We start from the raw sequence: 22,579 nt of genomic DNA, 5'->3' as shown, positions 1-22,579 counted from the left end.
CCTGTTTTATCACAAAAACAACAAGTTGGGGTTAATATGAATATCTCAAATAACACGGCCGCAAGTGCACTTAACGCTCTTAGCGTTGATATGTTGGTTCGTTCTAACAATATCGCCAATATCAACACCCAAGAGTTTAAAGCAAGCTCCGTCTCTTTTATGGATAATCCCCACAGTTCCGGAGTTAGTGTTGGGGCGATTACGCCAAGCACAGTTCCCGGAGCTTTTATGCCGGGAACAATCGTAAATATTACAGATCGTGGCGAAAGCTTGCAGATGGGACTTGTTGAAGCCAGCAATACAGATTTAACCAGAGAATTCAGCCAAATGATTATGACTCAACGCGCCTATGAAGCAAACACAAAAACAATTACAGCCACAGAAGAAATGTCAGGCACTTTGATTAATATGATTGCCTAACAGCGTAAATATTTTGAATAATTTTATTATAAAAAATATTTATTGAGAATACTTAATAAAGCTGTTGCTTTGTCAAAAAAAATAGTTAATACTACGAAGCTTTAAGAGTAAATCGTTATTTAATATTATTTTAATATATAAAGTATACAAGGTTTTGTCATAAAACGGAGGACTGCATGCACTTAAGAGGCAAGTTGAAAACACTGGGAAAATTAACAATATTTATTGTATTAATAACTTTTGCGACGGGTGCATTGGCGGAAAACTATGATCCTCTCAAACGTTTTACTAAAGTATTGGAACTCATCAAACGCAATTATGTTACAGAAGTAACTTTTGATGAGATTATCGACGGAGCAATTAAGGGAATGTTGCAAAACCTTGACCCTCATTCTACCTTTTTAACTCCCGAAGAATACAAAGAAACAAAAGAAAACATCAGCTCTGAATTTTTTGGTGTGGGAATAGAACTTTCAACCGAAAACGGACAAGTAATTGTTATTTCACCGATTGAAGATACTCCGGCTTATAAAGGCGGAATAAAAAGCGGTGATTTAATTCTAAGCGTTGACGGAACTCCAACCAAAAATCTTTCACCTCAAGAAGTTGTTTCCAAAATTCGTGGTCCAAAAGATACAAAAGTAGAGTTATTAATTTTACATAAAGACGCAAAAGCCCCTGAAACTATAGTTTTAACAAGAAGCAGTATCCCGCTCGTTAGCGTAAAATCAAAAGAAATCGAAGACGGATATTATTGGTTACGTCTTACTCGCTTTAGCGAACGCACGGTTGATGATCTCAACAATGCCATTAAAGAAGCCGCCAAAAAAGGACCGATTAAAGGAATTGTTCTAGACCTTCGCAACAACCCCGGCGGACTTTTGGATCAAGCCGTAGAAGTATCAGACGTATTTTTACGCTCAGGCGATATTGTTTCTATTAAAGGACGAGCCGGAAGTTCAAGCAGTAGCTTTAAAGCAAAAAATAAAACTTCTGACATTGATGTTCCGCTTGTTGTCTTAATTAACGCAGGTTCAGCTTCCGCCTCTGAAATTGTTGCAGGAGCTCTTCAAGACCAAAACAGAGCCCTTTTAGTCGGAGAGCGTAGCTTTGGAAAAGGTTCTGTGCAAAGCATTATTAACCTCCCCGATGATTCGGCAATTAAATTGACGGTTGCTTTATATTATACTCCGAGCGGACGTTCTATTCAAGCAGAAGGTATAGAGCCTGATATGGAAATTCCTTTTGAGCTTGGAACCACGGGAGAAACCGACAAGCTAGGTTTTTCAATCAGAGAACAAGACCTGTCCAAACACTTGGAAAATGGTAATATAAAAGATAAAAAAGATAATAAGCCAAGCGACAAAAAAGATAATAAGGATAAAAAAGATATTCCTTTAGACGTATTAAAAAATAAAGACGTCAAAAGCCGCAGTGCAAATATCAACCCTGATATTTTACCACAATATGAAAAAGATAATCAACTCAGAATGGCATATGAACTTTTAAAAGCTATTCCCAGAGTAAAAGAAATCAAAGAATATCAAAACGTAAAAGAAAACAACGAAAACAAAGAAAATCAAAACATTGAACGGCCATATTAATCATTGGTATCTCGTTTAAAGGAGCATCACTCATGTTAAATTTAAAATCAGCCTTACACGGTATTGCCTTTTTTGCATTAATCGGTTCATTTTGTTTAATGCCCTTAAATCAAGCAGTTGCACAAGACACTAAAAAAGAACCGCCTGTAATACAAAAAGCACAAGACACTACACGCTATAATTCTCCTCTTAGCGTTGAAGACAAAGAAAAAATCAAAACACTGCGTTCTCAACACAGAGAAAAAAGTAAACAATTAAATGAGCTATTCAAAGCGTCAAGCTTTAACGAAGCTGAAGCACAAAAGACCTTTGACGAAGTTCAAAAAATCAACAGCGAAATAGCCCAGATTCAATTTAAAGCGACCGTAGCTCATAAAAAAGCTAACCCAAATTGGCAACCACCAACAAGAAAAAAGAATAAAAAAGCCAAAAAGAATAACGCTAACTAACGTAAATTGACAAAACAAAAGTTTACTCACTAACAAAAAAAGCCATTATTTCAGCAAAGAATAATGGCTTTTTTTTTGTTAGTAAAACATAATTACAAATAAATTAGTTAATCATTCACATATTTTGTCTGTAAAATCTTTGTGCCAGCAGGAACGTTTTGCGTAATCCAAGTATTTCCGCCGATAGTCGCATCGGCTCCAATCGTAACACGCCCCAAAATTGTCGCTCCGGCATAAACCGTTACTCTATCTTCTAAAATAGGGTGTCTGGCTATCCCTTTAGTCAGGCTTCCGTCTTCTTCTTTAGGAAAACTTAAAGCCCCTAAGGTTACACCCTGATAAAGTCTACACCTTTGCCCAATTATGGACGTTTCGCCAATAACAACGCCTGTTCCATGATCAATAAAAAACTCTTCTCCGATATTTGCCCCGGGGTGAATATCTATTCCAGTCAAAGAGTGAGCCGATTCACTAATAATTCGAGGAATAAAAGGTATATTCAATGAGTAAAGCTCGTGTGCTATGCGGTGATTAATCATTACGCTTATCGATGGATAACAAAGTATGGTTTCCGCAGGAGTTTTAGCAGCAGGATCGCCCTCATAAGCCGCAACAACATCGCTCACCAACAAATGGCGTATTTTTGGCAAAGTCGAAAGAAAAGCCAAAGCAAGTTCGCTCGCACGACTTTCTATACTTTTTACGCTCAACTGTTCAACGCCTCTATTATCACAGTCAAAACACAAGGCTCTGGCAATTTGTTCACTCAGTAAACGAGAAATAGTATCTAAATTAGCGGCCAACTGGTATCGCATAGACTCAAGACGCAAGGTAGTTTCGCCGAAATAACCGGGAAAAAGAGCTTGACGCAACAAAGAGACAATTTTTTGAAGCTCAACCCCAGACAACATTGGCAAATGGCTCTTTGCCCGATATAATACAGGCTCATAAGAAGATGGTTGGCATAACGCATCAACAATGTTATCTAAAACAGGAATTTTTAAGTCAGACTTTTCTTTTTTCATGATTTATGCCTGCATTTACTAATAAAGTTCTTTTAAAATATTCACTTAAGGTCAGTTTATAACCCAAATAAGCTATACATATTCTTGTTATTATGTCAACACGTTGATAATATCAAACACAGTTTAAAATACAAACAACAAGCATTTCCCATTCCCACAAATAACCAATCTAAATCTTAAAAATACAAAAATGTTTACATCAATACAAGATCATATCCCTTTTTTAATAACTCTTTGGCAAGGCTTGGGCATACCGCTTTTAAGGCTTTTGCTTTATCTTTCTATAGGACTTTTAATCGCCAATATTATTGAAGCCTTTAACTGGAGTCAATATCTGGCACGAGTATTTCGCCCCTTAGTAAGAGTTGGAAATTTCAGCGAAAGCTCGGCCGCCTCTTTTGCCTTAGCGTTTTTTTCGGCACAAAGCTCAAACGCCCTATTAGCAGAGGCACAAGAAGAAGGAAAAATCAGCCGAAACGAACTTGTTTTGGCAAATATCTTAAACAGCTCACCAACTTTTTTGGTTCATCTGCCTACTTTATTTTCGGTTGCCTTTTCGTTTTTGGGGTCTTTGGCGTTTGTTTATATCGCTTTAAGTTTTTTTGCCGCCATTTTACGCAGTATCAGCATTATTTTTATAGGACGTTTTGTTTTAAAACCAACAACACAAAACAATCAGACGCCTGAGTTTTCAACAGATACAACAATAAAACGCAAAAGTTTTCAAGAAGCAGTCAGGCTTAGCGTAAAACGCTTTCAAAAACGCATTCGCAAACTCTTAGTCTTTACCGTTCCCATATATATTTTGTTTTTTATTTTAAATAAAACAGGTACTTTTAATACCCTTGAACTTTGGCTAGGAACTCACCTAAACTGGCTTACCTTTATAAAACCAGAAGCTATGACTATAGTTTTGTTTAATATTTTTGCCGAATCAGGAGCCTCATTTTCCGCTGCGTCCGCTTTAATTCACACTCAATCTCTGGAAAATAAAGATATTATCATAGCCCTACTTGTCGGCAATATTTTATCGTCTCCAATTAGAGCAATACGCCACCAATACCCTGCGTATGTGGGATATTTCAAACCAAAACTCGCCTTTTATTTAGTTTGTATAAACCAAATTTGGCGAGCTTTAAGTTTAGTTATTGTTTGTGCTGTTTATATATTTTTTAATTAAAAACTAGGCGTTTTCGCTACAAGCTTCTAACATACGCAATAAAGAGTTTTTAGCATCTTCACGCAACAACTCGGGAACTTGTATTGCCATTTTTTCAAGCTCATCAGGCGTAGCCTTTTGCAAACGCTCTAAAACAGCCAAAAGTTTTTCTTCGTTAATCTTATTCATATGAGAACAAGAACTTTGAATTAAAGGCTTAACTTGAATAATGCCCTTATATTGTTCCGCCAAACGCTTGACAAGATTCCACTCCGTTCCGATAAAAACTTCACTACCTTTTGGTAACTCAGCCACATATTTAATCAAAAAAGAAGTAGAGCCGGAGGCATCTGCCAAGTTAACCAACTCAGGAGAACATTCCGGGTGGACAATAATCTTTGCATTTATATTGTTTTTACGAATTTTTTCAATCTGCTCCGTATTAAAACGTGCATGAATAGCACAACAGCCCGGCCAAATTAATAAGTTAAACTTATTTAGTTCGCTTATCTCAAGATTGTTGCCATTATTGCGAATATCAATAATGCGTTGTTCTAACTCTGGCAATTGTAAATCTTTCGCTGTGTTTCTTGCTAAATTTTTATCGGGTAAAAAAAGAACTCCGTCGCCCTGTTTTAACGCCCATTTTAACATGGTTTTAGCATTGGCGGAAGTACAAACCGCCCCGCCATGTTTACCACAAACCGCTTTAACGGCAACGGAAGTATTAACATAAGCCAGAGGAATAATTTTTCTTCCCTTGGCTTTTAGTTTTGAAATAACCGTATCCAAAAGTTGTGCCGGTGCCATTTGCGACATCACGCAATTTGCCGTTTTATCAGGTAAAAACACTTTTTGTTCTTTTTCGGCAAGTAAAGCGGCTGATTCTGCCATAAAGTATACACCGCAAAAAACAATATATTTCGCATTGTTATCGGATACCTTTCTAGCAAGCTCCAACGAATCGCCACGTAAATCAACGTGTCTTATAACCTCATCGTTTTGATAGTGATGTCCCACAATAAACAAATCTTTTTTTAACTCTTGACGTATTTTGGAAATCTTTTCTTGAGTTATATTCATAGTTACCTCTTAGTTCACAATAAAAAATAAAAAAATCTCATAACTTTTTTAAAATAGTGTCGATAAGATATTTGCTAGAAACTTATCAGGCTATTTCTTTATGAAAAATTTATTCCATAACGTTTTATCTGGTAAGTTTGCCTTAACTTTTTGTTTTATGCAACAAAACAGTTAAAAGAAAAAGATCATTGCTTAAAAAATGGACAATTAAAAAATAGCAATCATGCGTTGTTTTATATAACTAATTGCTATTTCATATAATTTTCCATAAGGCTTGACAAATGCTCAATATCCAGTATAAAAGCAAGATAATTTGCTTGTTTTTGTTTATCAACATAAGTTAAGTTGTAATGCTAACACTTTCTAAATATTAAAGAAAAACCATATCGGTTAACTTTATGATTTAATTTGCAGCTTATAAAATAACTACTTATAACTCTGTTTTTCTAAACTTAAAATAATTATTGCCCAAGGGGGCGTTTTATGATTGCAGTTGCCGGTTTGATTATTGTTTTTGCCTCGGTTTTAGGTGGGTTTGCCATGGTTAATGGTCCATTTGCCATGTTATTGCAACCCGCAGAATTAATAATTATTTTCGGTGCGGCGATGGGTGCGTTTATTACCTCTGGAACAGCCTGCTCTCTTAAATTATCCTTAAAGGGTGCAGGGCACGCTTATTTTGGAAAAACACCATCTAAAGCTGATTATCTCGAACTTTTAAGTGCCTTATATGCTCTTTTTGCAAAAATAAACCGTGAAGGTGTTATCAGCGTTGAAAAAGATATAGAAGACCCGGCATCAAGCCCGCTTTTTCGAGGTTTAGCAAAAAACAAATCCGCCTGTTTGTTTATTGGTGATACTTTTCGTGTATATTTAACAACAGGAAGTATCGGCGAGTTAGACCACCTTATGTCTGTTGATATGGAAATTATGCACGAAGAAGAAATGGTCGGGGCTCATAACGTCGCACACATGGCAGATTCATTACCGGGTATGGGTATCGTTGCTTGCGTTATGGGTGTTGTTGTTACCATGGGTGCTATTAACGAGCCACCGGAAGTTTTAGGACACCATATCGGTGCGGCTCTTGTTGGTACTTTCTTAGGTATTTTACTCTGTTATGGTGTGTTTGGACCTATTGCTGCCAAAATGGAAAACCAAGCCAGAGAACAAAACTTTTTCTTTCAATCTATTAGAGAAGCAATCGGTGCCGCCATGCGTGGTTCAAGCCCGATAATTGCCCTTGAATACGGTAGACGCTCTATTCCAATGTCTTTTCGTCCATCATTTTTAGAAATGGAACAAAAAGTAAAAGGGTAACTTTATAAAATTTACAGTCAAGATATTAAATTAAGGAGTTAACTATGGGCGGTGGCTCATGGAAAGTAGCCTATGCAGACTTTGTAACGGCTATGATGGCATTTTTCCTGCTTATGTGGATTTTAAATATGGTTCCGCCTGAGACCAAGCAAATATTGGCTCAATATTTTACGGCAGACTATAAATTATCCGATGAACAAGGTAGGGCTCCTATGCCCGGCGAAGGTGTTTCGCCTATCTCAAGTCTTACAATAGGCGGAGACAAGGCAGATGCCGAAAACCTCCAAGCAATATCAAACGAATTACAAAAATCTTTACTGCTCGCCGAAGAAGCTGATGCACAAAAAAGTGTCGGTTTAACCAGAAGCGATGCCGGTGTTCTCTTGCGTGTTGCTGGCGACGTAATGTTTAAACCAAACTCCGTTGTTTTCTCTCAAGCCGGCATGCAAGTTTTAGACGAAGTTGCCAAAATACTGAAAAATCGTAATATTTATGTTGTAGTTAGAGGGCACGCCGATTCATCAGAAACAGGCTTGCCTTATTTTCCTTCTCGTTGGGAACTTTCGGCTGCACGTGCAACGGTTGCCGTTCGTTATTTGGTTGATAAAGGCGTTGATCCGTCTAGAGTTCGCAGTGTGGCATATGCGGATACCGTTCCTCTCGTTCCAAGCTTTGGACCAAACGACCCCGCGAGTGCTAAAAATCGCAGAGTAGAATTTTATTTTCACAAACCCGATAGTCTGTCTTTGACTCTGGGATATTAGGAGTTTATTGATATGAGTGGCGGTTCTTGGAAGGTAGCTTACGCAGACTTTGTTACTGCAATGATGGCGTTTTTTTTACTTATGTGGATTCTCAACATGACTCCGCCTGAGACTAAAAAAGAACTCGCGCCAATGTTCCAAGCCGACTATAATATTGCCGATGGTTCAACAACGCCCGTTCAAGGTTCAGCCGCAACCCCCGCCCCATCTTTAACAACAGGTGGAACAAAAGGCGAAGACAATAAGGCTTTCCAAGCTATTTCTTACGAATTACAACGCTCGCTTAATCTTAACCAAGATACAAGAGCTATTGCTGAAAACGGAATAACCAATAGCGAAGTCGGCGTATTATTAAGAGTATCAGGCGATGTTTTGTTTGAACCAAACTCCGTTTTATTTACACCCGCAGGAGTAAAAGTTTTAAACGAAGTATCGAATATCATGAAAACTCGCAAAATCTTTGTAGTAATTAGAGGACACGCCGACAGCAGCGAAACAGGCGGACAATATTTCCCCTCAAACTGGGAACTTTCCTCTGCACGTTCCACTGTTGCCGTACGCTACTTAATCGACAAGGGCGTAAACCCCGCAGCAATACGTAGCGTTGCTTATGGGGCCTCAAGACCAATTGCTCAAGGGGAAGACAGTCCGGCAAAAAACCGCAGAGTTGAATTTTTCTTCCATCAACCTGATAAAATGTCTACTGTTCTGGGCTATTAAGTCGAGTTAAAACTGTTCCATTTTAGTCTTTTTATCTTGGTATTTTTATCTTGGATCTTGAACAGGATTTGCACTTTTGATTACACCATTGTTAATCATATTTGCACGTTCCACTGTTGCCGTACGCTAACTACTTAATCGACAAAGGCGTAAACCCCGCAGTAACCACGCAGCAATAAGTAGCGTTACTTATGGGGCTTCAAGGCCAATTGCCAAAGGCGAAGACAGTCCGGCAAAAAACCGCAGAGTTGAATTCTTCTTCCATCAACCTGACAAAATGTCTACTGTTCTGGGCTATTAAGTCGAGTTAAAACTGTTCCATTTTAGTCTTTTTATCTTGGTATTTTTATCTTGGATCTTGAACAGGATTTGCACTTTTGATTACACCATTGTTAATCATATTTGCACGTTCCACTGTTGCCGTACGCTAACTACTTAATCGACAAAGGCGTAAACCCCGCAGTAACCACGCAGCAATAAGTAGCGTTACTTATGGGGCTTCAAGGCCAATTGCCAAAGGCGAAGACAGTCCGGCAAAAAACCGCAGAGTTGAATTCTTCTTCCATCAACCTGACAAAATGTCTACTGTTCTGGGCTATTAAGTCGAGTTAAAACTGTTCCATTTTAGTCTTTTTATCTTGGTATTTTTATCTTGGATCTTGAACAGGGTTTGCACTTTTGATTACACCATTGTTAATCATATTCGGGCTTATACTGACAGCTTCGGCTTTATCATTACTCTTGTTTTCGTTTAAAGGCTTTTCCACATTTTGTTGAGGAGCAGTTTTTTCATATAAAGAATTATAGCCCTGATCTTGAAAAATTTGACCAGGACTTGATCCAGTTGCAGCTTGTTCACCCGAGGGAGCAACAGGTTGCATAGGCGGAAGTTCTACTTTTTGAGGCAAAGTTTGGGGTGGACTTTTCGTTTCGGAAACATTTTGAAGCTCTTGCGTGGTTTGTTGTGGCAGCTTATTTTCTTCTTTGGGTTTGTTATCTCTATTTTCAGAGTTTTGATTAAATAAACCCGGACGTTGTTGTTCAAGCGAAACAAATTTATTTAAAAAAATAGTTGGATTTGCCTGCATTCCAATTTGTAATGGCTGTTGCATCATTTGTTCTTGATTTAAAAGATTAAATTTTACACTGACTTGACTATCCAATTTTTTCGCAACATCACCCGTATTTTCTACAATCGGCATCTCTTTTTCTTCTATGCTTGCAACGTAGGCAGAAAAAACCGTATTTGGATAAGCGGAAACACTAAACTCAACATACTGATTTAATTTTATTTTTTCTGCATCTGTACGAGAAAAAGTCGAATTAATCCAAAGCCCCTTAGGGTTTTTTGGGATAATCTGTAACAATTCTTGTCCTTTTTCTGCCATTTTGCCGACTTTTACATTTTTATTAATAATATATCCACTAATCGGAGCTTTAATATAGCAACGTTGTAACTCTTCTTCAGCCTTTCTCACTCTTGCAACTTGAGCTTCGTAGTCTTGATTAGTAAAACGCACATAAGCGGAATCAAGGTCAGACAAAGTTTGTTGAATTTCCTGATCTTTTGCCGCCCTTGCCCGACTCGCCGTTTCCATTTTAAATTTAACAAGTTCTAAATTAGACTTGATTACGTTTTCGGCATTACGTGCAATTTCCAACTGTTCAGCAGACATAGAACCTTGGGCAACAAGGTTTTTCACTCGGCTTAGTTCTATCATCGCCTGTGCATGAAGCGTGGAATAATGGCTCAGTTCTTGTTTCAAAACTTCTTCGTTATGTTGCAGTTGCTGTAATGAGCTGTTTCTTGTTGGAGCATCGCTCATACCAAGATTTGGAGAAAGTTGTTTCATCTTGGCAAGTTTTGCGTTTTCGTCGGTTAACGCCATAATATATTCCGTTGTATCAAAGCTGACTAATAAATCACCCGCTTTGACCTCATCATTATTATTCAACTCAGCTTTATTTATATAGCCCGAAATACCTGCGTAAATTGGGATAATATCGCCTTCAACCACCGCATTATCAGTTTTTAGCTCTTGACCGCCTAACCAAAACCAATAACCAAAACCAATTACACCAAGTATCATAACAATTGAAATTACTTTAGATTTTATTGACATTGAGAAAACTCCAACTAGTAGTGTTTGTTAATATATTGCTTAATTTATAAAATTCATTATAATTATCATTAAGAGACTATTGCACAATAGTCGCTCAGTGGCTTACGCTAAAAAGACACTCAAAAAAACACGAATAAAGAAATTTTAATTTTCCTGTAAAACGAGTGATTTTGCGATCTAAGACGTTTTATGTTCTGTTTGTACATAGGCATAAAACGATAACAAAAGCACGCAAAATACAGTTTTGCAATGATCTTCATTAAGTTTAATTTAAGATAGCATAAATATATTGTATTAACAATGGACAAAATAAGTTCATAAAATAAATTTTGGTGAGTTATGAAAAAAATATTATTGTTGTTTCTTTTGCTTTCCCTCTGCCTGCTTGGAGCTTGTGCCACAATTAACGATGAACGTAGTTTGGGTACACAACTTTCAGATACAAGTATAGAAACCAAAATTAAAACCGCCCTTCTTTTTGAAAGCCCCATAAAATCAATCAGAGATGTGAATATCTATTCTTTTAACGGTGATGTTTATCTTGTTGGTCAACTACCTAAAGAATTACGCACCTTTGCGGTAAATAAAGCACAAAGCGTTGACGGAGTAAACAAAGTAACCGCCCATTGGTTTCCGACTGATTCATCAAGCACGATAAATGATACTAGACTCGAGGCGAATATTGACTCAGAACTTCTTTTGCATAAAGATATAAAATCCACTCAAGTAAGAGTTGATGTTTGGGGCGGACATGTTGTTCTTTTAGGATTAATGAGCAGTCAACGAGAAATAGACCGCGTTGTTAATCTTGTAAAAACTATGACTTACGTTAAAAGCGTAACAAATTATTTAAACGTTGCAACAAACACTCAATATTAGATTTGAAACCATCTTAAAAATAAAAGTTGTCCTTGACAACACAGATTCTTTTATCTATAAAAGCGACTTCGTCGGGATGTGGCGCAGCTTGGCTAGCGTACATGCATGGGGTGCATGGGGCCGGAAGTTCGAATCTTCTCATCCCGACCAGAAATTTTGAAAACAACCTATTTAGTTAGGTTGTTTTTTTTATTAGCTTAATAAACATTAAACTCTAAAAAGGATAAACCACAATGTTTTACTGGACATTTGAAGAATCAGCTACAACCACTGCTTCCCCTGAAGCAATATGGGAACTATGGTCAAACGTTGACTCATGGTCAAAATGGGATTGTGGCGTAAAATGGGCAAAGCTAGAAACAACATTTTCCCAAGGGGAATACATTAGCATAAAGCCTGTAAACGGCCCTAAAGTACGTTGTTTGCTTGAAGAAGTAACGCCTTTTAAGTCTTTTACAACTCGTAATAATTTGCCCTTCACGACCATTATTTTTAGACATCAAATAAGTAATGGAGTAATAACTCACAAAGTAGAAATGCGAGGTTTCTTAACCCCTCTCTTTAAACGTCTATTCGGAAAAGAAACACAAAGAGAGCTTCCGCAAGCTATTCGTACCTTAATTGATATGGCGGAAAATAACACCAAAACAACTAAGGAATAGCTGAATATCCCCAAGTATCTTCAACCCTTGTAATACGCAAGCCTTTATCTTCGGCACTTAAAATAACCACAACGTTTGTATCTTTGTCTTTTCCAAAAGAAACAGGAACTATTATAAGATTGTCCGGCAAGGTAATATGTTGATATACATGAATATTATTTTCCCAATCAGCTCCATTGACGGCTGTAGCAGTAAAATAGCTAGTATAATAAAAACCTAGTCTTGCTTTTACCGCTTCTACGGTAGCTTCAAAAACATAATTATAAATCTCTTTATTTCTTTCCGGTAAATTTTCACCATGCTCATTGCTTAGATACCAGCGATAAAAATTTTCTACAAATTTTTCCGGAGAAGCATTAATTTTATTTGGGTTACCACTAACCGGATACTCTCCATAGCTGTAGGTTGGAGCAATTTTTATAATAGACAAAGCATTTCCATCTTTACGCAAAAAAACCAATACGCTGTAAGCAAATCCTTCTCCGAAAGTAACCGGCACTAAAATCACATTATCCTTAAAGCATGTGGCTTTATGTACTTTAATTTTTCTAGGGTGTTCATCGTTATAATCTGAGGCTTTAATAAAATAATTAAAACCATCGGGTAACGCACCCTTACTCTGGCTTTTTTTGATCTGTTCAATCAAGCAAGGAGATAAATATTGAGCAAAAGCTTTATCGTCTATCTTGACATTCATCTCGTTTTCTAAATACCATTGATAAAAATTCTCTACAAATTTCTCAGGGTTAAGGGATTGGGCAAACACCAACGCATAATTAAAAACAAGAATAAGAAGCGATATAAAGACTATTTTAAACAGACATTTTTTTTTCATTTTTATTCCACACCGTTTGATTTCAATATTAACTAGTTGAGACTATTGCACAATAGTCTCAAAATGGCTCTCGCTAGAAAGTCTCTCCCCAAAACACGAGTAAGGACGCTAGGTGGCTTTTGTTTTTTAATACGTTTTATGCTCTATGTATACAGAGCATGACGCTGTGAAAAAACACGTAAAACGAAGTTTTGCAATAGTCTCTATTTGTTATTCAGACACAATAAACTTTTGAATATCAAACGCATCTATTTGTTCAAGTGCCAAATTTTGTTTAGCATAGTCCAAATATACACCCGAAGTCAGCAAAAAGTTAAAAACGGCTATATCCAAATGCTTTTCTTTTGCCATTCTTGACATAATACTAATCGCTTCCGAAAGTTTTTTTCCGCTTTTATAAGGTCTATCGGCCGCCGTTAAAGCCTCAAAAACATCAGCCACCGCCAAAACCTTTTCTGTAACCCCCATTTGCTCTGAGTTCCAACGTCTGGGATATCCGGTTCCGTCCATTTTTTCATGGTGTGCCCCTGCAATATCGGGAATATGTTCCATAGCTTTTGGAAACGGTAAAGCACTCAGCATTTTTATTGTTTGTACAATATGATCATTAATTTTAAAACGCTCTTCATCATTTAAAGTTCCACGTCGAATACCAAGATTATAAAGCTCTCCATGATTTGCCATATATTTTGGTGCTTTCATATCAAAACCCCAAATATTACGAGGATCAGAAGCCTCAACCGGCGGAACCCCATCTTTTGTCCAAGGTATTTTATCTGTTTCTTTGTCTGCCAAAAGTTGTTCCACAACAGGCAACGTTTGATCTTTTTTTACTCTTTCTCCCTCTTCGTGCGAGAGTCCGAGCGTATCATCAAAGTAACGGAGCCACGTTCTTTTGGCAATAGCGTAAAGCCTTTCTAAATCTTCGTCTTTCATAAATTCACCGCCCACATTGCACTTGGCAATAAAGGCAAACTCTTCGGCTAATTTAGCTTGTTCCTCAAGACATTGCTGTTCGGCATCTATGGGGTTTACGCCATTAAGAATATTTTTCAAACAAGACAATTCGGCTTCACGATGTAAAACCTCAAAACGCATACGGATTTCATGTATCCTGTTGTAAATCATTTCCAACTTGGTTGCCTTATCGACTACATGCTCAGGCGTTGTGATTTTTCCACAATCATGTAACCATGCGGCAATTCTAAACTCTTCTTTCTGATTCTCAGACATTTTAAAATCTGAAAAAACAGAACTTTGGTCTTCCAATATTTTGTCCAAAAGGTTTAAAGCAATTTGTGGAACACGCAGACAATGCCCACCGGTATATTTTGATTTAGCGTCAATCGCCCCTGCGATAAGGCTGATAATTGCATCTAACAAGGTTTTTTGTGCAAGAATCAATTGTCTTGTTTCAATAGCCACCGCAGCCGATTTTGAAATTTGTTCCATAAACCCGATAAGAGCGTCTCTGTTTTCGGCGTTACCGGGATTTTCCAAACAAAAACAACCTATTAATTCGTTTTTTCTATTACGCAAAGGAATAATAATTTCATCGCCATTAATTTGTTGTTGTATAATCGCAATTAAGTTTTCGTCGCTAATATCTAAATTTGTTAAATTAATATTTTCATAATGAACACCTTGTTCAACAGCTATCGATAATTGTCCGCTTTTTTCGTTATAAAGGTAAATGCCACCATGTTTTGCTTGTACAAGTTGCAAAAGTTCACCCAAAATATTTTCAAGCATACGCTCTAAATCTTTTTCTTTATTAAGAGTAAAGGAAATTTGCAAAAACCGCCTGACCGTATCGCGAGTTAAGCTCAACGTTTGAGCCAATCTTTGTACTTCTGTTAAAATACTCTTACTTTCTATTGGTTTATTAAAATCAAAATTACCTATGTTAATAACTTGTTCCGTCAGGTGATGAAGGGGTTTAGTAATGCTGCGTCCAAATTGCCAACCGATTATTAACATAATAGCTACAACACTCAAGGCAATCAACGCCTGTTTATAAATATCAGACCAGACTTCGGCTAGTAATTCATTGGCAGGAATAGCAATTACAATAAAAAATGAAGACCCCCTTAACGCAGTAATCGGGCTGACTATTCCAAACCAATCTTCATTATTGTAACGAAAAGAATTAAGTACACCATACTTTGATGTATTTTGAATAATACTATTTAAAATAGGTTTTTCAAGTTTGTTGAGAGTAGGTAATTCTGTGGAATGATTATCTTTAATTCCAAGTTTATCTATATCTTGATAAGCAAAAATATTTTGTTCACTATCAACAATAATCATTTCTGTATTTGGCGTAATGCGTAACTCTGCTAAAACATTACTTATATCTGTTGTTGCTATATCAAGACCCACAACAGATTTTTTGTTTGCCCCGTGTGCCGCAACGGTTATTCCGACATCTCCGGTTGTATAAAAAATATAAGGTTTGGTAACGGCAATATCATCTGTTGCAAGGGCAAGTTTAAACCATTTTCGTTGACGCGGATCTATGTTGTATGGAACTTCCAGTTGTTTTATCAAATGTAATTTAGCATCAAAAAAGAAAACCTGATCTAAAAAAGAACCCTCTGGGTTTAAGCTTTTTGACTGTACAATAAAACTGGCAGTTTCAGGCATATCACTCATAAAAGGTATTCCCTTTTCACTCGCCCGCCTGACGAGGAAAATTTCACCGCTATCATACCCGATAAAAACTGCCCTTGTTAAAGGGTTTTCATTTAAAACAGAGACAAATAAAGGTAGACGTTGAATACGTTCTTCCACTGTGAGTGCGTTTACCATGACTGTATTACTTAAAAGCCTTAAAATAATCCCTGATGGGGCAAGCGGAAAACGTATTGACATATTTATGGAATCAGAAACATGTTTTGCAGTTACTCTGGTTGCAAACATAGTGTTGTCAACGGAGTTACGGAAATTTTGGAATAAAATAATACCGGCAAGCAACAACATGCCTATAGTAATAGAAATTGAAACAACAAGACGCAATGATATTGTTTTTTTATTCATAGAGTAAACTCCGCAAATGTTTGTTATTAATAGCCTTATTAAAGAAGTATATAGTTATTATTTTTCACATTAAATATATAATAAAAATTATGGAATATCAAATAATTTTACTTTATTTATAGAAGACCATTGCAAAACGCCGTTTTGCGTTCTTTTATCATCATTTTATGCTCTGTATAAACACAGCCTAAAACGTCTTAAGACACAAAAATCACTCACTTTACAGGAAAATTAAATTTTCCTTATTCGTGATTTTTGGAGTGGCTTTCTGGCGAAAGCCACTTAGAGACTATTGTGCAATAGTCTCTATAAAAAAACACGGTTACATATCCTGCAACCGTGTTTTACTTTTTTCTTTGGACTAATTAAACGACCTGTTCTGCTTCCCAAGCTTCTATGTAATAAATACTGTTTCCGGGTTTTTGTGCCCAACCGCAATTATTATACATATTTAGATGAATAGGCCATGCACTTTTTAAACGAAGAGCCTCTTTAACTGATTCTGCTTTAACTTCATGTTCATGAAGAGAAATAAGATGTTCTTGGGGACCATGGATATAACGCATTTTATAGGTATTCATAGTATTAATGCTGTTCTGTTACAGTCGGTTTAACCGCAAAGTTAAAATCTTGTTTTGGGAAAAACGTAGAACTCAAGACATAAAAGATAACAATTAAGCCAATACCCAATAAAACACTATTACGTACAAGCTTAACTTCTGTATCGTTTAACGGCTCATATTCCATAGCCTGAATTTCATCTTTAAATTTAAGATCTTTCATTTGTTTCATAATAATGACTCCTTTAAGTTAACTGACAACAGGAGGCAAAATGCCGCTGAAGAATATCCAAGAAATTGCCAATCCAACCCAAATAATAAAACCAAACAGACAGATAACATAAACAATTGCCAGTTTGGCTATTCCTTCTTCCATCAACTTCTTAAAGTTTGAAACAAGTCCAATAGTAAAAAAGGTTAGGGTAAAGAAAATAAGTCGCAATGAGTTAAGCGGTTTAACCATAGCTTTAGCATTGGCATGTCCACCTTCTATTTGGGTACTAATAAATAACAATACCGCAAAGGTAATAACATATCCAAATACGAAACGAGGAAAACGCTCCCATATTGCAGAAAACTTCATACGTCCATCGGCAACACTAGGATCAAACTTTGTACACCAAATATAAGCAAGAACAAAAGCCCAAACGCCGATAAATACGTCGATGAAAATTTTAACCGTAGTAGTAACCATAACTACCCAACCCGGTTCAAAGTTTACACCCAAAGACGAAATTGCTTTTGCACGAATTAAAGCTTCGGTAATAGCACCGGCAGCCATAGCACCACCGTCTGATTTTACAACTAAGCCCATCCAACCGCCGGCAACCAATGGTTCATGATATAAAAATTGTTGTGCAATAAAAGGCAAGATCAACATTTCAATACAGGTAAAAACAACAACCAAAGAAGAAACCATTATCGGAACAATAGGTCTGGCACGAATAGCTCCACCTGTTGCAATCGCTGCGGATACACCACAAATTGAGATACCTGATGCTAGCGGAGCCGCCCATTCCCTGCTAAACTTAAAATATTTACGAGCAATATAATAAACAACAGCCCAATAAATCAAATAAGCAGCAACAATAGCACAAAGCCCCAAGGCAATAATAGAAGAAGCAAGCCCGATACCGTCGGCCGCCTTAACGCCAAGTTCAGCACCCATTACAACGATTGCAATTTTAACAAACATTTCAGGACGACAAACTTCACGCAAAGTGGTTGAAGCATTTGGCATTAAGTTACCAACCAACACACCGGTAACTAAGGCAATAATAAAGCCCGCTTCACCGGTTAAGCTCATTCCCCACGCAATATTATATTTTTCAAGCTGGTCTGGCGTAGCGGCAATATACGCATAAGACCCGATTGCATAACACAAATAGCTAACAAAAAATACTACTGTAAAGGAAAAAAAGAAATTTTTAAGATCCCCGTTCAAAAGCTTGATTCCGGTACCCAAAATTGCCATTAATCCTAAATAAGTAACAAATAACGCCACTATACCGTTAAGATTAGTATAAGTTGAAGCAGAAAAAATCATCTCCGGAGAAGTCCAGATATTTGTTTTTACCACCCAACCAAGAGTATCAATCCCAAACATTTGTAAAAGTGCCATAACAAAAAGAAAGCTACCTACTAACAAGGCAACTCTATCTTCGTTAAATACAACCTTTTTTGTACCCATAGGTTCTCCAGAATAGTTTAAACAGTTAAAAAAAACACAACAATAAAAAATATACACGCCACATGCCGTGTACATAAAAAAATACTCTCTTTAAAAAAGTATACCTCACTAAATTAAAGAGCTAAAAAACTGATTGCAAGCCACCTTTAAGGCTGGCTTATAATTTTTTCCAATTCATTAGGAAGAAAGACAACCAAATGAAAGAATATAAATTTTTATATAACCTATTGTAAAAAATCAATAAGTTCTTTTTTATACTATCGACATATTCAGCCAAAACCAAACTTATAAAAAATACTCGCCAGAATAATAAAAATATTTATTAAGCTGTTTGTCTTGCAATTATAGTCTTTAAAACGTATTCAACAGATATAAATATAATTCACAACCTATTGATAAAAAACATTTTATTAAAAAAAGCAAAATATATGCAATTTACCTCTTGGCATCAACAAACGTTTGTGATAAATAACACAAGAAAACATCGCACAATAAAAAAATTTATAGACTTATACGGTAGTTATAAGCTATAAAGTTACAAACGTTGAGTTTTTTATCATGTGCTTATGTGCGTTAAAGGCAATTTAATGGTTTTATTTGGATAACACCCTATAAAAACGGAGGATTTATGTCCGCTTTAGTTCTTGGCCACAAAAACCCTGACACTGACAGTATTATTTCTGCTATCGCCGCCGCTGATCTTATGAGTAAACGCGGTATTCCAAGCACAGCAGTTGCACAAGGCAAACCAACACCGGAAACCGAATTTGTTTTAAATAAATTTGGTTTAAAAGCTCCGGAAGTTGTAAGCTCTGTTGCCGGAAAAAAAGTTGTATTGGTTGACTATTCTGACTTGGCACAAGCTCCTGCCGATTTAAAAGATGCTGAAATCATCGCCGTTATCGACCACCATAAACTTGGTGATATTACAACCTCAAGCCCTCTTTTAATGTGGGTTTGGCCTGTTGGTTGTACGGGAACAGTTATAAAACACATGTATGATTATTACGGAATAGAAATTCCTAAAAACATTGCCGGTGGCTTACTTTGTGCTATCCTCTCCGATACTGTTATCTTTAAATCTCCTACTACTACCGAAGACGACAAAAAAGCCGTTGACGGTTTAATGAAGATAGCCGGAGTTAAAGACTATAAAGAACTTGGCATGGATATGTTCAAAGTTAAATCAGCTGTTGACGGCGTTCCTGCTAAAGACCTCGTATTCCGTGATTATAAAGACTTTGACATGAACGGCAAAAAAGTCGGTATAGGTCAACTTGAAGTAATCGACATTAAAATGTTAGATAAATGTAAACCTGACCTTGTAGCAGAAATTGCAAAAGCCAAAGCCGACGGACGCCACAGCGTATTCCTGCTTTTAACCGATATTATGCAAGAAGGTTCAGAAATGTTGATTTGTTCCGACGATCCAAGTGTTGTTGAAAAAGCATTCGGAGTTAAAGGCGACAAGTCTGTCTGGTTACCTAGAGTAATGAGCCGTAAAAAAGACGTTGTTCCAAAATTTGAAGCCGCCTTTAAATAAGCTTTAAAAAGAACTCATAAAAAAACACTCTCGGATCTTATTCGGGAGTGTTTTTTATTAAAAGACAAAATTTAAAACATAACTCTTAAAAATATCCTTCACTTTTAAACTTTTTTTTGTTACTGACTAAACTTATGAACGATACATACTATACAACAAGCAAACAACTCCCCTCTTTTAAAGAACGCCACCCTTTTATCTTTTGGGTCGCCGTATTATTAACAGTTTTAAGCCTGTTTAATATTCTGAAATCATTTGCAGGTAAAATAAAATCAGGCAGTAGCTTTGAAAACACTTTTGCCGTAATCAGAATAGACGGAATGATTCTTGAAGCTGATAAAACATTGGCTTGGATAGAAACAATAAGAAAAGATCAGAATATTAAAGCTGTTATCCTTAGAATAGACTCACCTGGCGGAGGCGTTGGAGCATCAGAAGAAATCTATACGGCTCTGGCAAGGCTCAATGAGACAAAACCCGTTATCGCCTCTATGGGCAGCATTGCGGCTTCGGGCGGTTTATTTGTTGCTATGGGGGCAAGAAAAATTGTTGCCAACCAAACTACCCTAACCGGTAGTATCGGCGTTAAAATGGAAATTCCCAATCTTGAAGGTGCGATGAACTTTTTGGGAATTCGCAGTCAAGTTTTGGTTACCGGAGAATTAAAAGACGCAGGCAGCATGTATCGCCCCATGACAGAACAAGAAAAAGAATATCTTATGAACATTATGAAAGATATGAACAATCGCTTTATTGAAGTAATCGGAACCAGCAGAAAATTAGCAAAAGAAAAAGTTGTTGCAATCGCAGACGGAAGAGCGATTACGGGAAATGAAGCCAAAAAACTCGGATTAATAGACGAACTTGGAGATTTTAACACAGCCGTAGATTTGGCAAAAAAAATCACCGGGTTGGAAGATAGTGAAATAGAACTTAAAGAAGAGCCTGAAAAAGAAGTTGGCTTTTTAAAGACTTTGTTAACTTCTTATCTGGGAATAAAAATACAAAGTCCTCACAGTGTCAGTTATAATTTCTATTATTAGTCTATTAGCTAAATAAAAATTTAATTAATATTTTATCGCCATTCTAGGAGTAAGTTATGAATAACAGATCGAGTGGTGTTTTATTACATATTTCTTCTCTTCCTTCAAAATATGGAATAGGCGATTTAGGTACTGTGGCTTATGAATTTGCCAAGTTGCTCATAAACGCAAACCAACTCTATTGGCAAATGCTACCTATAACCCCTACTAATTCCGCCTTGGGAAACTCTCCCTATTCCAGCCCCTCGGCTTTTGCCGGAAATTATCTTTTTATCAGCCCTGAAATGTTGGTACAAGATAATTTTATCTCATGGCAAGAACTCGAAAATATTTTTCAAAGTAATCAAGAAAATAATTCACAAAATATTCATATAAATTATGAGTTAGTAGAAAAACAAAAAAAACAACTCCTCGATTTTGCATATCAAAAAAACAAATTACAACTTTCAAACAATCAAGATTTTCAGATTTTTTGTAAAAAAGAAGCATATTGGCTTAACGATTATGCGGCTTTTTGTGCTTTAAAAGAATATCATCAAGGTTTAGAGTGGAAACTTTGGGCTGAACCGTTGAAACATAAGGAACAAGCTGTCGTCGATAGTTGGTCTTCCGAACACTGTGAACTTTTTGACAAAGAGCGTTTTATTCAGTTTATCTTTTATCAACAATGGAACGCCTTTTATAATCATTGTAAGAAAATCGGCTTAAAATTAATTGGCGATTTACCTATTTATGTTACTTATGATAGTGCTGATGTTTGGGCAAATCCGCAATATTTTAAACTTGACGATAACCTCGAACCAACTCATGTTGCAGGCGTTCCACCAGACTATTTCAGTGAAACAGGACAACGTTGGGGAAACCCGGTTTATAACTGGAACACGCTAAAGCATGATAACTTCTCTTGGTGGGTTAAAAGAGTAAAACACAACCTTAATTTATTCGACACAATACGCATTGACCACTTTAGAGGGTTTGTAAATTATTGGGAAATAGAGGCAAGCGAACAAACCGCCATTAACGGCGAGTGGATAGACGCACCGGGCTTTGAATTGTTTGAAACCCTCAATACAAAACCTGAAAAACTCTCTATTATTGCTGAAGATCTTGGAATTATAACCTCAAGCGTAAAAGATTTGCGTGATACCTTTGAATTTCCGGGAATGAAAGTTTTACAATTTGCCTTTGGCGGTAATTTATCGGAAAATCCACATATTCCTTTTAGCTATACTAAAAACAGTGTGGTTTATACAGGAACACACGATAATCCAACGACCAAAGAATGGTTTTCTTCTATTGCTAACGAAGAAGAAAAACAACAACTACAAGCTTATGTCGGACATGAAGTTCAAATGCATAACGCAAACGCAGTATTAATGCGTTTAGCTATGGCAAGTATCGCCAATATAGCTATTATTCCAATGCAGGATATTTTGGCGTTGGGAGAAGAGGGAAGAATGAATACCCCTTCATCATCAAGCGGCAACTGGAGCTGGCGAATGACAGAGACTCAACTTAACTCAGAAACCTTCTCTGTCCTTTCTTGGCTAACTAAGTTTTTTGCCAGATAATAAAAAAATAATAAAAAAATAATCAAGTAATTCATAGATGTTATAATAAAAATATTATTTTTTCAAAAATACCGCATAAAAAACAAACTT

At 36.6% G+C, this 22,579-nt stretch carries 20 protein-coding genes and 1 tRNA gene; 13 read left to right on the top strand and 8 right to left on the bottom strand.

Translation table 11 applies throughout. The annotated features are described in order from the left end of the window. Nucleotides 1–36 precede the first annotated feature (36 nt). From BT999_RS01000 to BT999_RS00990, 3 genes are all read left to right on the top strand, one after another. A complete protein-coding gene (locus BT999_RS01000; protein ID WP_072695578.1) occupies nt 37–420 on the top strand; it encodes a flagellar basal body rod C-terminal domain-containing protein in 384 nt (127 codons plus the stop codon). 176 nt (nt 421–596) lie between these two features. After that, nucleotides 597–2,024: a S41 family peptidase gene (locus tag BT999_RS00995; protein WP_072695576.1), complete on the top strand. Its 1,428-nt coding sequence runs from the start codon at nt 597–599 to the stop codon at nt 2,022–2,024. A gap of 32 nt (nt 2,025–2,056) precedes the next feature. Continuing rightward, entirely contained in the window at nt 2,057–2,473 is a 417-nt protein-coding gene (locus BT999_RS00990; RefSeq protein WP_072695574.1) for a hypothetical protein, read from the top strand. Nucleotides 2,474–2,580: 107 nt separating this feature from the next. On the opposite strand, the gene epsC is transcribed toward BT999_RS00990, so the two are convergent. Beyond that, nucleotides 2,581–3,498, bottom strand: coding sequence for a serine O-acetyltransferase EpsC (gene epsC, locus BT999_RS00985; RefSeq protein WP_072695572.1), 918 nt, complete (start codon nt 3,496–3,498; stop codon nt 2,581–2,583). Nucleotides 3,499–3,688: 190 nt separating this feature from the next. Between epsC and BT999_RS00980 the strand changes: the two genes are divergently transcribed. Beyond that, a complete protein-coding gene (locus BT999_RS00980) occupies nt 3,689–4,678 on the top strand; it encodes a hypothetical protein (protein ID WP_072695570.1) in 990 nt (329 codons plus the stop codon). A 3-nt stretch (nt 4,679–4,681) separates the two neighbouring features. On the opposite strand, the gene nadA is transcribed toward BT999_RS00980, so the two are convergent. Then, nucleotides 4,682–5,740 carry a quinolinate synthase NadA gene (gene nadA / locus BT999_RS00975; RefSeq protein ID WP_072695568.1) on the bottom strand — a complete coding sequence of 353 codons (1,059 nt, stop codon included), beginning with the start codon at nt 5,738–5,740 and terminating at the stop codon, nt 4,682–4,684. Between the two features lie 483 nt (nt 5,741–6,223). Between nadA and motA the strand changes: the two genes are divergently transcribed. From motA to BT999_RS00960, 3 genes are read left to right on the top strand one after another with little or no spacing between them, the layout of a single operon-like run. After that, nucleotides 6,224–7,060 carry a flagellar motor stator protein MotA gene (gene motA, locus BT999_RS00970; protein ID WP_072695566.1) on the top strand — a complete coding sequence of 279 codons (837 nt, stop codon included), beginning with the start codon at nt 6,224–6,226 and terminating at the stop codon, nt 7,058–7,060. A gap of 44 nt (nt 7,061–7,104) precedes the next feature. Next, on the top strand, nt 7,105–7,824 hold the full coding sequence (locus BT999_RS00965; protein WP_072695564.1) for an OmpA/MotB family protein: 720 nt from the start codon (nt 7,105–7,107) through the stop codon (nt 7,822–7,824). A 12-nt stretch (nt 7,825–7,836) separates the two neighbouring features. Next, nucleotides 7,837–8,544, top strand: a complete 708-nt coding sequence (locus BT999_RS00960) for an OmpA/MotB family protein (RefSeq protein WP_072695562.1) — start codon at nt 7,837–7,839, stop codon at nt 8,542–8,544. 647 nt (nt 8,545–9,191) lie between these two features. Here BT999_RS00960 and BT999_RS00955 read toward each other — a convergent pair. After that, nucleotides 9,192–10,667, bottom strand: coding sequence for an HlyD family secretion protein (locus tag BT999_RS00955; RefSeq protein ID WP_072695560.1), 1,476 nt, complete (start codon nt 10,665–10,667; stop codon nt 9,192–9,194). Nucleotides 10,668–11,006: 339 nt separating this feature from the next. On the opposite strand from BT999_RS00955, the gene BT999_RS00950 reads away from it, so the two are divergent. The 3 genes from BT999_RS00950 (at nt 11,007) to BT999_RS00940 (ending at nt 12,208) form a co-directional block, all read left to right on the top strand. Then, the gene (locus BT999_RS00950; RefSeq protein ID WP_072695558.1) at nt 11,007–11,546 is read left to right on the top strand and encodes a BON domain-containing protein; all 540 of its coding nucleotides are present in this window, start codon (nt 11,007–11,009) and stop codon (nt 11,544–11,546) included. A 72-nt stretch (nt 11,547–11,618) separates the two neighbouring features. Beyond that, a tRNA-Pro gene (locus tag BT999_RS00945) sits at nt 11,619–11,696 on the top strand. A gap of 83 nt (nt 11,697–11,779) precedes the next feature. Further along, nucleotides 11,780–12,208 (top strand): SRPBCC family protein, encoded by a 429-nt coding sequence (locus BT999_RS00940; RefSeq protein ID WP_072695556.1) that lies wholly within the window; start codon nt 11,780–11,782, stop codon nt 12,206–12,208. Here BT999_RS00940 and BT999_RS00935 read toward each other — a convergent pair. The 5 genes from BT999_RS00935 to BT999_RS00915 all read right to left on the bottom strand — a co-directional run bounded on the left by BT999_RS00935 (nt 12,198) and on the right by BT999_RS00915 (nt 18,332). Next, complete coding sequence (locus BT999_RS00935) at nt 12,198–13,043, bottom strand: YqhG/Tai3 family protein (protein WP_072695554.1); 846 nt, start codon at nt 13,041–13,043, stop codon at nt 12,198–12,200. The two genes, BT999_RS00940 and BT999_RS00935, sit on opposite strands and share 11 nt — an antisense overlap. 210 nt (nt 13,044–13,253) lie before the next feature. Continuing rightward, nucleotides 13,254–16,082: an HD domain-containing phosphohydrolase gene (locus BT999_RS00930; protein WP_072695552.1), complete on the bottom strand. Its 2,829-nt coding sequence runs from the start codon at nt 16,080–16,082 to the stop codon at nt 13,254–13,256. Nucleotides 16,083–16,447: 365 nt separating this feature from the next. Continuing rightward, complete coding sequence (locus BT999_RS00925; RefSeq protein ID WP_072695550.1) at nt 16,448–16,663, bottom strand: hypothetical protein; 216 nt, start codon at nt 16,661–16,663, stop codon at nt 16,448–16,450. A 4-nt stretch (nt 16,664–16,667) separates the two neighbouring features. Then, on the bottom strand, nt 16,668–16,874 hold the full coding sequence (locus BT999_RS00920; protein WP_072695548.1) for a hypothetical protein: 207 nt from the start codon (nt 16,872–16,874) through the stop codon (nt 16,668–16,670). Nucleotides 16,875–16,892: 18 nt separating this feature from the next. Next, complete coding sequence (locus BT999_RS00915; RefSeq protein ID WP_072696096.1) at nt 16,893–18,332, bottom strand: putative sulfate exporter family transporter; 1,440 nt, start codon at nt 18,330–18,332, stop codon at nt 16,893–16,895. Nucleotides 18,333–18,960: 628 nt separating this feature from the next. Here BT999_RS00915 and BT999_RS00910 point away from each other — a divergent pair. The 3 genes from BT999_RS00910 to malQ all read left to right on the top strand — a co-directional run bounded on the left by BT999_RS00910 (nt 18,961) and on the right by malQ (nt 22,489). Further along, nucleotides 18,961–19,875 carry a manganese-dependent inorganic pyrophosphatase gene (locus BT999_RS00910; protein WP_072695546.1) on the top strand — a complete coding sequence of 305 codons (915 nt, stop codon included), beginning with the start codon at nt 18,961–18,963 and terminating at the stop codon, nt 19,873–19,875. A 134-nt stretch (nt 19,876–20,009) separates the two neighbouring features. Continuing rightward, nucleotides 20,010–20,918, top strand: coding sequence for a signal peptide peptidase SppA (gene sppA / locus BT999_RS00905; RefSeq protein WP_072695544.1), 909 nt, complete (start codon nt 20,010–20,012; stop codon nt 20,916–20,918). Between the two features lie 56 nt (nt 20,919–20,974). Beyond that, nucleotides 20,975–22,489, top strand: coding sequence for a 4-alpha-glucanotransferase (malQ, locus tag BT999_RS00900; RefSeq protein WP_072695542.1), 1,515 nt, complete (start codon nt 20,975–20,977; stop codon nt 22,487–22,489). The last annotated feature ends 90 nt before the right edge of the window (nt 22,490–22,579 follow it).

Origin of the sequence: Desulfovibrio litoralis DSM 11393, from assembly GCF_900143255.1 — a bacterium.
GTDB classification, from domain to species: domain Bacteria; phylum Desulfobacterota; class Desulfovibrionia; order Desulfovibrionales; family Desulfovibrionaceae; genus Frigididesulfovibrio_A; species Frigididesulfovibrio_A litoralis.
The sequence above is the reverse complement of the archived record's forward strand: the minus strand, read 5'-3'. Positions and strand labels throughout refer to the sequence as shown.